The organism is Micromonospora sp. NPDC047812 (genome assembly GCF_040704175.1).
Taxonomy (GTDB): domain Bacteria; phylum Actinomycetota; class Actinomycetes; order Mycobacteriales; family Micromonosporaceae; genus Micromonospora.
Genome location: NZ_JBEYRY010000001.1, coordinates 710,682 through 722,920 on the forward strand (window position 1 = coordinate 710,682; position 12,239 = coordinate 722,920).

Sequence of the window (12,239 nt, forward strand, 5' to 3'; positions counted from 1 at the left end):
GCGCTCCGGCCCGCGCTGCGCTAGCGTGGCGATCATGGAACCTCCCGTGGACCCGCGCGCCCGGCGGCTCTTCGGCGGCAGCGCCCGGGCGCTCGGCGACCTCGCCGCCAGCCCGTTCCGGGCCGACCGCGACCGCATCGTGGCCTCGCCGTTCTTCGCCCGGCTCAACGGCGTGACCCAGGTGGTCAGCCCCGGCGGCTCCGGCCTGCTCGTGCACAACCGGCTGACCCACAGCCTCAAGGTGGCGCAGGTGGCGCGTGCCATCGCCGAGCGGCTGACCGCCGACGACCGGCACCGCGACCTGCTGGAGAAGCTGGGCGGCTGCGACCCGGACGTGGTGGAGGCCGCCGCGCTCGCGCACGACCTCGGCCACCCGCCGTTCGGGCACCTGGGGGAGCGGGTGCTGGACCGGCTGGCCCGGCAGCGGCTCGGGTTGACGGACGGCTTCGAGGGCAACGCCCAGTCGTACCGCATCGTCACCAGCACCGAGATCCGCGGCGCGGCGACCACCGGCCTGGACCTCACGGCGGCGGTGCGGGCGGCGCTGCTGAAGTACCCGTGGACGCGGCTGGACCATCCCGACCCGCACCCCCGGCTGATGGACCCGCCCCCGCGCGGCGCCACCCCGCCGCCGGACGACCCCGGCAGCGGCTCGTCGAAGTTCGGGGCGTACCGGACCGAGGTCGACGACCTGCGGCAGGCCCGGGAGCCGTTCGTGGGCCGGATCCCGGACTGGCAGCAGACCGCCGAGGCGTCGGTGATGGACACGGCCGACGACGTCGCGTACGCGATCCACGACGTGGAGGACTTCTACCGGGTCGGGGTGCTCCAGCAGGGCGCGGTGGCCGCCGAGCTGATGGCCTGGCAGCGCGAGAGCGGGCACTTCCGGGCCATCACCGACGCGGCCCTGGCCGCCGCCGCCGCCCGCCGGCCCGGCTCGGCGATCGAGCGGCTGCGCCGGCAGCTGCACCGCAAGGACGCCTGGATCGCCGACGACGAGGCGTTCGCCGCCGCCGTCGAGCACGTCCGCGAGGAACTGGTGGAGGGCCTGCTCGCCATGCCCTTCGACGGCTCCATCGAGGCGGAGCAGTACGTGGCCCGGTTCTCCGCCCGGTGGACGACCCGCTTCGTCGACGCGATCACCGTGGTCGAGCAGCCGGCGGTCCGCTCCGGCCACGTGCTGCTCGCCCCGGCGCAGTGGCACGAGGTGCAGGTGCTCAAGTTCGTCCACCACCGGTTCGTGCTGGCCCGACCGGACCTGGCCCTGCACCAGCGCGGGCAGGCCCGGCTGCTGGGCACCCTGGTGGAGGCGCTGCTGGAGTGGCTGCTCGACCCCGAGGAGGAGTCCCGGCTGCCGCGCCGCCTGCACGACCTGGTGGAGCTGGCCGAGGCGGAGCTGCACCCGCGTACGCCGGACCGGATCGGCAAGGCCCGCGGCCGGGCGATCGTCGACTTCGTCGCCCAGCTCACCGACGGTCAGGCGGTCGCCATGCTGGACGCCCTGTCGGGCCGCTCCGGGGCGCTCTGGACCGACGCCTTCGTCCTCTGAGGGGCGGCGCCGCGGCACACCCCGCGGCGCTCAGGCGACGGCCTGCCACCAACCGTCGACGGCCGGCGGGTCGTCCACCACCACCCGCTCCCCGGGGCGGGGCACGGCCAGCCGCACGTCCCGCGCCTTCGCCTCGGCCCAGATCCGGTCCACCGGCTCGGACCAGTCGTGCAGGGCGAGGTTGAACGTCGCCCAGTGCACCGGTACGAGCAGCCCGCCGCGCAGGTCGAGGTGGGCGGCGACGGCCTCCTCGGGGAACATGTGGATGCTCGGCCAGGCCCGGTCGTACGCGCCGATCTGCATCAGCGTGACGTCGAACGGCCCGTGCCGCTCGCCGATCTCCGCGTAGCCGTCGAAGTAGCCGGAGTCGCCGGTGTAGAAGACCTTCCGGTGCGCGCCGGCGACCACCCAGGAACTCCAGAGCGTGCCGTCGCGGCGCAGCCCCCGGCCGGAGAAGTGCTGCGCGGCGGTGGCGGTGATCTCCAGCCCCGCCACCCGGTGGCTCTCCGCCCAGTCAAGCTCGACGATGCGCTCCGCCGGTACGCCCCAGCGGTCCAGGTGCGCGCCCACCCCGAGCGGCACCAGGAAGGGTGCCGACTGGCTGCCCAGCAGCGCCCGCACGGTCGCCATGTCGAGGTGGTCGTAGTGGTCGTGCGAGATCAGGATCGCGTCCACCGGGGGCAGTTCGTCGAGGCGTACCGGCGGCTCGTGCAGGCGGCGCGGGCCGACCAGGGCCGACGGCGAGCACCGGTCGCTCCAGACCGGGTCGAGCAGCACCCGGCGGCCCTCGATCTCGATGAGCGCGGAGGCGTGGCCGTACCAGACGACGTTCAGCTCACGCCCGACGTCGGTGGCCGGGACGGCGCCCGGACGCGCCAGCGGCACGGCGGCGCCCGGCCGGCGCTTCTGCTTGCCGAAGATCAGCTCACGGACCAGGTTGCGGTCGGGGGCGCCGGCCATCGAGCGCGTGCCGCCCGGATTGTGGAAGGTGCCGTCGCGGAACCGGGGTGAGCGGGCGGCCCGCTCCGCGCGGGCGCCGGTGAGCCGGCCGCCGAGCGCCGCCGGCACGTCCCGGGCCACCCACGCGAGCCCGGCCAGCGCGGCCAGCCCGGCCGCGCCGCGTAGCCGCCGCCCGAGTGCCCGGTCGAGCCCCGCGCGTTCCGGTGGTGCGCCCATCGTCGTCCCTCCGCCGTGTCCCGTCGTACACGGTAGCCCGGCCACCAGGGGACCGGCCGGAGGTCGGCGGGGCCCACCGGGACGGCGGGCCCCCACCTCGTGGGGCGGTTCAGCCGCCGTTGCTGGGCCGCTGGGCGGTCGGCCGGTGGGTGACGCCGGTGCCGGTGAGGCGGTCCACCGAGGTCAGGAAGCGCCGGCCCATCCGGGCGCGGGCCTCGACGGCGGGGTGCGTCGCGCCGTAGTCGTCCGGCTCGGCCTGCCCGTCGGCGAAGAGGGCGTACGTCAGCACGGGTGCGCCGGCCGTGTCGAAGATCACCCCGGCCTCGTGCCGGGCGTCGGCGAACCAGCCGGCCTTCGTGGCGACCCGGGCCCGGTCGGTCGAGGACATGACCCGCCGGATCCCGTCGGTGTACGCGACGGGGGCGCGCAGCAGCCGGAGCACGAACGCCGTGCCGGCAGGCGAGAGCAGCGTGCCGGCCACCAGCGCGCGCAACAGGTCGTGGGTCTCCCGGGGGGTGCTGGTGCCGAGGAAGAACCGGTTGGGGTTGGCGACCGGCTGCACCTGCGTGTTCGGGAAGCCCTTGCCGCGCAGGATCTCGTTCAGCTCGGCGGCCGGGCAGACCAGGCCGCACAGCCGCACCGCCGTGTCGTCGGAGACGGTCAGCAGGTTGGCCAGCACGTGGCCGAGCGTCACGAAGCTCGGGTACGCCCCGTCGAGGCTGAACATGCCGTCCCCGCCGGGCACCACGATCGCGGCGGTCACCTCGACCCGCTGGTCGAGCGTCAGCAGCCCCCGGTCGACCTTGTCGAGCACCGCCACGGCCACCGCGATCTTGTTGACGCTGTACGCCTCGATGCGCCGGTCCGGCTCGTCGGAGACCGCCACCACCGGGGCGCCGGCCGGGTCGGCGACGCTGACGTACGCCTGCCAGTTGCCCCCTGCTGCCACCGTCTCCCGCTCGTAGATCGCGGCCACCCGGCGGGCGGCCTGCCGGGGTGTCGCCGGGGCCGGCTCGGCGACCTCGGGGGCGGCGGACGCCGGCGCGGCGGCGCCGAGCACCGTTCCCGCCGTGGCCACCGTGCCCAGTCCCAGCGCGGTCCTGCGGTTCACCCGGATAGTCAATCGTCTCTCCCGTCGTGGTGGGTCGGCCCACCACCCTAGGCGAAACGATCGACGCCGGTGATCCCGCGCGGGGTTCACGGCAGCCGACGCCGGACGGCCGCCACGACCGGGCCGGGCAGTTCCCCGACGGCCCGCGCGACCCGCCCGAGGTCGGGCAGCCAGCCGCCGCGTACCGAGGCCGCGGCCGGGTCCGGCGCGAACACCGTGCCGTCGTGCGGCGCGACCGGCCGGTCGGTCAGCCCGAGCAGCCGCATCAACGGCCCGACGAGGGCGTCGTAGATCCCCGGCAGCAGGGTGAAGCCGACCCGCATGACCACGTTGACCCGGCCCACCGACACCTCCCGGCGGGGCCGGTCGGAGCAGTCCACGATGGCCCGCGCCACCCGCTCGGGGGTGGTGATCGGCGGCGGGGGCCGGCCGGTCCGGCCGAGGTAGTTCGCGGCCCGCTGGTAGACCGGGGTGTCCACACTGCCCGGGTTGACGATGCAGACGTGCACCCCCGGGGTTTCCCGGGTCTCCTGCTGCAACGTGCGGGTCAGCCCCTGCAACCCCCACTTGCTCGCCACGTAACCGCTCATGTACGGCGCGGTGATGTGGCCCAGCACCGACCCCGTGAGGATCAGCGTTCCCCCGCCGTCCGCCCGGAAGCGGCGCAGCGCCACCCGGGCGACCGCGGCGGCGGCGAGCAGGTCGGTGCGCACCACCTGCTCGAAGACCCGCTCCGGGGTCTCCTCGAACCGGCCGTACGCCATCACCGCCGCCGTGTGCACCCAGACGTCGATGCCGCCGAACCGGTCGAGGGCCGCGTCGGCGAGCGCCGCCAGCGCGCCGTCGGCGGTGACGTCGGTGGGCACCTCGAGCACCCGCGCGCCCGCGGCCCGGCACTCGTCACGGACCGCGGCGAGGGCGACGGGGGAGCGGGCGGCGAGCACGAGCCGGTCCCCGCGTTCGGCGAAGGCCCGGGCCGCCGCCCGGCCGATCCCGCTGGTCGCGCCGGTCACGACCACCGTCCGGGTCACGGTGCCAGCACGACCTTGACGCAGCCGTCCTCCTTCTTCTGGAACATCTCGTACGCCTGCGGCGCCTCCGACAGCGGCACCCGGTGGGTACGCAGGTCCGCCACGCCCAGCGGGTCGTCGTCGCCGGCGAGCAGCGGGATGATCTCGTCGGTCCACCGGCGCACGTGGCACTGCCCCATCCGCAGCTGGATGCCCCGGTCGAACATCTCCATCAGGGGCATCGGGTCGACCTCGCCGCCGTAGACGCCGGAGACGGAGACCGTGCCGCCCCGGCGGACGGCCTTGAGCGCGGCCTTGAGCACGACCAGCCGGTCGACGCCCACCTTGTCGGTCATGGTCTGGGCGAGCTTGTCGGGCAGCAGCCCGGCGGCGGTCTGGGCGAGCTTGCCGAGGGGCGCGCCGTGGGCCTCCATGCCCACCGCGTCGATGACGGCGTCGGGGCCGCGCCCGTCGACGAGGTCGATCAGCGCGCTGGGCACGTCGTCCAACTGGCTGACGTCGAGCACCTCGATGCCGTGCCGGCGGGCCATCGCCAACCGCTCCGGCACCAGGTCCAGCCCGATGACCCGGTCCGCGCCGAGGTGCCGGCCGATGCGGGCGCAGAACTGGCCGACCGGCCCGAGCCCGAAGACGGCGAGGGTGCCGCCGCGCGGGGTGTCGGCGTACTTCACCGCCTGCCAGGCGGTCGGCAGGATGTCGGACAGGTAGAGCCAGCGCTCGTCGGGCCCGGTGTCGGGCACCTTGATCGGGCCGAACTGGGCGTGCGGCACCCGCAGGTACTCCGCCTGCCCACCGGGCACCGAGCCGTAGAGCGAGGTGTAGCCGAACAGCGCGGCGCCCTTGCCCTCGGCGGTGACCTGGGTGGTCTCGCACTGCGCGTACAGCTGCCGGTCGCACATCCAGCAGGAGCCGCAGGAGATGTTGAACGGCACCACCACCCGGTCGCCCGGCTTGAGCCGGGTCACCCCCGGGCCCACCTCCTCGACGATGCCCATCGGCTCGTGGCCGAGGACGTCGCCGGGCTTCAGGTACGGCCCCAGCACCTCGTACAGGTGCAGGTCGGAGCCGCAGATCGCGGTCGAGGTGATCCGGACGACGGCGTCCGTGGGCTCCTCGATCCGGGGATCGGGCACCTCCTCCACCCGTACGTCCCGCTTGCCCTGCCAGGTCAGCGCCTTCATGTCCCGTCGTCCCTCCTGTGCCGGCTCCCAGGAGTGCTACCCGCCCGCGCCGACTTGAACCGGCGCCCGGGTACCGGAGCCCTTTCGGCCCCCGGGCGCCGATCTCGGCGGCCGGCAGCGACGACGGCTCGACTGCCTGTCGAGCTGATGTCGCAGACGATTCAGCTCGACAGGGCGCGAGCAGGTAGGTGTGGCCGGCCGGTGCGGGCCGGCGTGGGCCGCACCGGGCGAGGCCGATGCGGCAGGGGAGCGGGGACGGCGGGCCGGCGACCGGGCGGGTGGTACGGCAAGGGCCGCCGCGTTCGGAAGGACGCGGCGGCCCTGCGTCGACGTCGTCAGCGTGACGTGCGGAGGGTCAGGAACCGGGGGTGTTGTCGCCCCGCTTCGAGGTGGCCATCAGGAAGTCGCGGTTGAGCCGGCCGATGGTGTTCAGCGGGATGCCCTTGGGGCAGACCACGGTGCACTCACCGGCGTTGGTGCAGCCGCCGAAGCCGGCCTCGTCGTGCGCGTCGACCATGCCGATCACCCGGGTGTAGCGCTCCGGCTGGCCCTGCGGCAGCAGCGAGAGCTGGGTGACCTTCGCGGCGGTGAAGAGCATGGCGGAGCCGTTCGGGCAGGCCGCCACGCAGGCGCCGCAGCCGATGCACTCCGCCGCCTCGAAGGCGGCGTCCGCGTTGGCCTTGGCGACCGGGGTCGAGTGCGCCTCGGGTGCGCTGCCGGTCGGCGCGGTGATGTAGCCGCCGGCCGCGATGATCTTGTCGAAGGCGCTCCGGTTGACCACCAGGTCCTTGATGACCGGGAAGGCGCGGGCCCGCCACGGCTCGATGTCGATCGTGTCGCCGTCGGAGAACTGCCGCATGTGCAGCTGGCAGGCGGTGGTGCCACGCTGCGGCCCGTGCGCGTCACCGTTGATCATCAGGCCGCACATGCCGCAGATGCCCTCGCGGCAGTCGTGGTCGAACGCCACCGGCTCCTCGCCGGCGAGGATCAGCCGCTCGTTGAGTACGTCGAGCAACTCCAGGAAGGACATGTCCGGGGAGACGTCGTCGATCTTGTAGGTCACCATCCGACCCTTGTCCTCGGGGCCGGACTGGCGCCAGATGCGCAGGGTCAGGTTCACTTGTAGCTCCGCTGCGTGGGGTGGACGTATTCGAAGTTCAGGTCTTCCTTGTGCAGCACCGCCGGCTCGCCGGTGGCGGTGAACTCCCAGGCCGCCACGTACGCGAAGCGGTCGTCGTCGCGCTCCGCCTCACCGTCGGGCGTCTGGTGCTCGGCCCGGAAGTGACCGCCGCAGGACTCCTCGCGGTGCAGGGCGTCGATGCACATCAGCTCCGCCAGCTCGAAGAAGTCGGCCACCCGGCCGGCCTTCTCCAGCGACTGGTTGAGCCCCTCGCCGTTGCCCGGCACCCGGACCCGCTGCCAGAACTGCTCGCGCAGGGCGCGGATCTCGTCGATCGCCTTGCGCAGCCCGGCCTCGCTGCGCTCCATGCCGCAGTGCTCCCACATGATCTGGCCCAGCTCGCGGTGGAACGAGTCGACGGTCCGGTCGCCGTTGACGGCCAGCAGCCGCTGGATCCGGTTCTCGACGTCGGCGCGGGCCTGCACGGCCGCCGGGTGCGCGGCGTCGACCTTCTCGAACGGGCCGGACGCCAGGTAGTGGGCGATGGTGTTCGGCAGCACGAAGTAGCCGTCGGCCAGGCCCTGCATCAGCGCCGACGCGCCGAGCCGGTTCGCGCCGTGGTCGGAGAAGTTCGCCTCGCCGATCACGAACAGACCCGGGATGGACGACTGGAGGTCGTAGTCGACCCAGAGACCGCCCATCGTGTAGTGCACGGCGGGGTAGATCCGCATCGGCACCTCGTACGGATCCTCGCCGGTGATCCGCTCGTACATCTCGAAGAGGTTGCCGTACTTGGCCTCGATGGCCTTGCGGCCCAGCCGGTCGATCGCGTCGGCGAAGTCCAGGTAGACGCCGAGCCCCGTCTGGCCGACGCCGCGCCCCTCGTCGCAGACGTTCTTGGCGGCGCGGGAGGCGATGTCGCGGGGGACCAGGTTGCCGAAGGAGGGGTAGATCCGCTCCAGGTAGTAGTCCCGCTCGTCCTCGGGGATGTCCTTGGGGCTGCGGGTGTCGCCCTTGGCCTTGGGCACCCAGACCCGGCCGTCGTTGCGCAGCGACTCGCTCATCAGGGTCAGCTTCGACTGGTGGTCGCCGGAGACCGGGATGCAGGTCGGGTGGATCTGCGTGTAGCAGGGGTTGGCGAAGTACGCGCCCTTGCGGTGGGCCCGCCAGGTGGCGGTGACGTTGCAGCCCTTGGCGTTGGTGGAGAGGTAGAAGACGTTGCCGTAGCCGCCGGAGGCGAGCACGACCGCGTCCGCGAACTCGGTGGTGATCTCGCCGGTGACCATGTCCCGGACCACGATGCCGCGGGCCTTGCCGTCGACGACGATCAACTCCAGCATCTCGTGCCGGGCGTTCATCTCCACGTTGCCGAGGCCGATCTGGCGCTCCAGCGCCTGGTACGCGCCGAGCAGCAGCTGCTGGCCCGTCTGGCCCCGGGCATAGAAGGTGCGCTGCACCTGGGCGCCGCCGAAGGAGCGGGTGTCCAGCAGGCCGCCGTACTCGCGGGCGAACGGCACGCCCTGGGCGACGCACTGGTCGATGATGTTGACCGAGACCTCGGCCAGCCGGTGCACGTTCGACTCCCGGGAGCGGAAGTCGCCGCCCTTGACGGTGTCGTAGAAGAGCCGGTGCACCGAGTCGCCGTCGTTGCGGTAGTTCTTGGCGGCGTTGATGCCGCCCTGCGCGGCGATGGAGTGCGCCCGGCGCGGGCTGTCCTGGTAGCAGTAGGACTTGACCCGGTAGCCCTGCTCGGCGAGCGTGGCGGCGGCCGAGCCGCCGGCCAGGCCGGTGCCGACCACGATCACGGTCATCTTGCGGCGGTTGGCCGGGTTGACCAGCTTGGCCTCGAAACGGCGGCGTTCCCAGCGGGTCTCGATGGGGCCGTCGGGAGCCTTGGTGTCGGCGATCGGGTCGCCCTCGGTGTAGAGATCCATGTCAGGACACCAATCCGGTGAGTACGGCGAACGGGACCGCCAGGTAGCCGGCGCAGAGCGCGACGGAGAAGCCCAGGGCCACCGCTCGGGCCCGCCGCTCGCCGCGCGGGCTCTGCTGGCCGAGGCTGCGCAGCGCGCTGAACAGGCCGTGCCGCAGGTGGAAGCCGAGGGTGACGACCGCCAGGGTGTAGAAGAGCGTGACGTACCAGCGCTCCGGGGCGAAGTCGGCCACCACGTTGGCGTACGGCCGGCTGGGGTCGCCGACCGGGTTCAGCGTGCCGGTGGTGAGGTCCAGGATGTGGTAGATCACGAAGAGCAGGATGATCACGCCGCCCCAGCGCATGGTGCGGGCCGCGTAGCTGCCCTGGACCTTCTTGCGGTGCGCGTACTGCACCGGGCGGGCGGCGCGGGCGCGCACGGCGAGGGCGGTCGCGGCCCAGATGTGACCGAGCACCGACACCAGCAGCCCGATCCGCAGGATCCACAGGAACCACACGCCGGGCAGGATCGGGGCGCCGATCTCGCGCAGCCAGTGCGCGTAGTGGTCGAACGAGGTCGCCCCCGTGAAGATCTTCAGGTTGCCGAGCATGTGCGCGATCAGGAACAGCACCAGGATGATGCCCGTCACCGCCATGACGGCCTTCAGGCCGACGCTGGAGCGGATGGGCGACCGAGTTCTCGTGACTACCACGCGATCGACGCTAGGAGCACTTGATTCAGTCGTCCAATGCATCGACCTCGCAGTCTTGATAGCTATAGGCTATTTAGATGCAGCTCCATCAGCTGAAGTACTTCGTGGCGGTGGCGGAAGTACGACATTTCACCCAAGCCGCCGACATCGTCGGCATCACGCAGCCGTCCTTGAGTAAGCAAATTCACGCCCTGGAGGACGGTCTCGGCGCCCCGCTGTTCGAGCGGGTAAGGGGCAACATCGCGCTCACCGCGGCCGGTGAGGTGCTGCTGCCGCTGGCCAAGCGGATCCTGGCCGACGTCGACACCGCGACCCGCGAGGTGCAGGAGCTGGTCGGTCTGCGCCGTGGTCGGGTGCGGCTCGGCGCCACCCCCAGCCTCGCCACCTCGCTCGCACCGCCGGTGCTGCGCCGGTTCCGCGACGCCCACCCCACCATCGACCTGCGGGTGGAGGAGAGCGGCTCGCAGGACCTGGTCCGCGGGCTGCTCCGCGGCGACCTCGACCTGGCACTGATCATCATGCCGGCCCAGGGCACCGACCCCGGGCTGCGCGCCGACCCCATCCTGCGGGAGAGCCTGGTGGTCGCCTCCGTCGAGGAGCTGTCGGTGGCCCCGGAGACCGGGCAGCTGCACGTCACCGACCTGCGCGATCAGCCGATGGTGATGTTCCGGGAGGGCTACGACCTGCGCGACGCCACCATCCAGGCCTGCCGGGAGGCCGGCTTCGAGCCGACCATCGCCGTCGACGGCGGCGAGATGGACGCGGTGCTGAGCTTCGTCGAGGCCGGGCTGGGCGTGGCGCTGGTCCCCGGCATCGTGGTGGCCCGGCGTCCCGGCGTGCGCGTCACCCGGCTGGCCCCGCCCGGCGTCCGACGGACCATCGCGGTCGCCCGGCGCCGCGACGTGGTGCCGACCCACGCCGGGCGGGAGCTGCGCCGGATACTGCTGGACTACGTGCGCGACGCCACCACCGACGGGGACCTGCCGCCGGGCGTCGAGCCGCTCTGAGGCCGACGCCGCGCCGGTCTGAGGCCGGCAGGGACTGCGCACGACGGAAGACGACCGGCCCCCGCCGGCCTGCCTACGCTGCCGGCATGGCAACGGGCAGCGCCGTGGTGATCGGCGCCAGCATGGGCGGGCTGCTGACCGCCTGCGCACTCACCGAGGCGTACGAGCGGGTCACCCTCGTGGACCGTGACCTGCTGCCCGAGCGGGCGGAGAGCCGCCGGGGCGTACCGCAGGGGCGGCAGTTGCACGTCCTGCTGACCCGGGGTCGGCAGGCGCTCGAGGAACTGCTGCCCGGGATCTCGGCGGAGCTGAGCGCGCGGGGCGTGCCCAGCGTCGACCTGCACGAGCAGGTCCACTGGTACAACAACGGCCACCGGATGCGGCGCGCGCCGTCCCCGCTGTTCGCCCTCGGGGTCAGCCGGCCGCTGCTGGAGCAGGTCGTCCGGGAGCGGGTGGCCGCCCTGCCCGGGGTGCGGATCGTGGCGGGCTGCGAGGTGGAGGGGCTGACCACCACCCTCGACCGGGGACGGGTGACCGGTGTGCGGTTGCGCCTCCGCGACGGGGACCCGACCATCGTCGCGGCCGAACTCGTGGTCGACGCCGGCGGCCGGGGCACCCGCAGCCCGGTGTGGCTGGCCGAGCTGGGCTACCGGCCCGCGCCGGAGGAGCGGGTCAAGGTCGGCGTCACCTACCTCACCCGCACCTACCGCCGGGAGCCGCACCACCTGGAGGGGCTGCTCGGCGCGCTCACCAACGCCGTGCCCGGCCAGCCCCGGGGCGGCATCGTCGCCGTGCAGGAGCAGGGCCGGTTCGCGGTGGCGCTCAGCGGCATGCTCGGCGAGGAACCGCCGGCCGACGACGAGGGCATGACCGCCTTCGCCGAGACCCTCGCCGCCCCGCAGATCGCCGACCTGCTGCGTACGGCGCAGCCGGAGAGCCCGCCGGCGACGATGAAGTTCCCGGCCAGCGTGCGGCGGCGCTACGAGCGGCTGCGCCGCTTCCCGGCCGGCTACCTGGTGGTGGCCGACGCGGTGTGCAGCTTCAACCCGGTCTACGGGCAGGGCATGACGGTGGCCGCGCTGGAGGCCCTGCTGCTACGCCGACTGCTCCGGCGGCCGTCCGACCGGCTCGCCCGGCGGTTCTTCCGGGGCGCGGCCCGGCTCATCGACGGGCCGTGGTCCATCGCGGTCGGCACCGACCTGCGCTTCCCCGAGGTGCCCGGCCGGCGCTCGCCGCGGGTACGTCTGGTCAACGCGTACGTGGGCCGGCTGCACGCGGCGGCGACCCGGGACCCGGCGCTGGGCGCGGCGTTCCTGCGGGTGGTGAACCTCGTCGACCCGCCGACGCGGCTGCTCGCCCCGCCGGTGCTGTTCCGGGTGCTGCGCGGCTCCCGCGCGTCGGCGTCCCTGCCGCGGCGGGCGCCGACGCGCGCCTCCTGA

At 73.6% G+C, this 12,239-nt stretch carries 10 protein-coding genes; 3 read left to right on the plus strand and 7 right to left on the minus strand.

The genetic code is table 11. The annotated features are described in order from the left end of the window. Positions 1–34: 34 nt before the first annotated feature. Positions 35–1,549 (plus strand): dGTP triphosphohydrolase, encoded by a 1,515-nt coding sequence (dgt, locus tag AB0883_RS03180; protein WP_366639026.1) that lies wholly within the window; start codon positions 35–37, stop codon positions 1,547–1,549. Between the two features lie 30 nt (positions 1,550–1,579). Here the strand turns inward: dgt and AB0883_RS03185 are convergent, their stop codons facing one another. The 7 genes from AB0883_RS03185 to AB0883_RS03215 all read right to left on the minus strand — a co-directional run bounded on the left by AB0883_RS03185 (position 1,580) and on the right by AB0883_RS03215 (position 9,793). Next, entirely contained in the window at positions 1,580–2,725 is a 1,146-nt protein-coding gene (locus AB0883_RS03185) for an MBL fold metallo-hydrolase (RefSeq protein ID WP_366639027.1), read from the minus strand. Between the two features lie 109 nt (positions 2,726–2,834). Further along, a complete protein-coding gene (locus tag AB0883_RS03190) occupies positions 2,835–3,836 on the minus strand; it encodes a serine hydrolase (RefSeq protein ID WP_366639029.1) in 1,002 nt (333 codons plus the stop codon). An 86-nt stretch (positions 3,837–3,922) separates the two neighbouring features. Next, positions 3,923–4,867, minus strand: coding sequence for an SDR family NAD(P)-dependent oxidoreductase (locus AB0883_RS03195; protein WP_366639030.1), 945 nt, complete (start codon positions 4,865–4,867; stop codon positions 3,923–3,925). Continuing rightward, positions 4,864–6,048, minus strand: a complete 1,185-nt coding sequence (locus tag AB0883_RS03200) for a zinc-dependent alcohol dehydrogenase (RefSeq protein ID WP_366639032.1) — start codon at positions 6,046–6,048, stop codon at positions 4,864–4,866. Before AB0883_RS03200 ends, AB0883_RS03195 begins: the two co-directional genes overlap by 4 nt. A 355-nt stretch (positions 6,049–6,403) precedes the next feature. Continuing rightward, on the minus strand, positions 6,404–7,168 hold the full coding sequence (locus tag AB0883_RS03205; RefSeq protein WP_366639034.1) for a succinate dehydrogenase/fumarate reductase iron-sulfur subunit: 765 nt from the start codon (positions 7,166–7,168) through the stop codon (positions 6,404–6,406). Further along, positions 7,165–9,102 carry a fumarate reductase/succinate dehydrogenase flavoprotein subunit gene (locus AB0883_RS03210; protein WP_366639036.1) on the minus strand — a complete coding sequence of 646 codons (1,938 nt, stop codon included), beginning with the start codon at positions 9,100–9,102 and terminating at the stop codon, positions 7,165–7,167. Before AB0883_RS03210 ends, AB0883_RS03205 begins: the two co-directional genes overlap by 4 nt. A gap of 1 nt (position 9,103) precedes the next feature. Next, complete coding sequence (locus tag AB0883_RS03215) at positions 9,104–9,793, minus strand: succinate dehydrogenase cytochrome b subunit (protein WP_366639038.1); 690 nt, start codon at positions 9,791–9,793, stop codon at positions 9,104–9,106. 77 nt (positions 9,794–9,870) lie between these two features. Here AB0883_RS03215 and AB0883_RS03220 point away from each other — a divergent pair, with 77 nt between their 5' ends. Next, positions 9,871–10,800 carry a LysR family transcriptional regulator gene (locus AB0883_RS03220; RefSeq protein WP_366639040.1) on the plus strand — a complete coding sequence of 310 codons (930 nt, stop codon included), beginning with the start codon at positions 9,871–9,873 and terminating at the stop codon, positions 10,798–10,800. 86 nt (positions 10,801–10,886) lie between these two features. Continuing rightward, on the plus strand, positions 10,887–12,239 hold the full coding sequence (locus tag AB0883_RS03225) for an FAD-dependent monooxygenase (protein WP_366639042.1): 1,353 nt from the start codon (positions 10,887–10,889) through the stop codon (positions 12,237–12,239).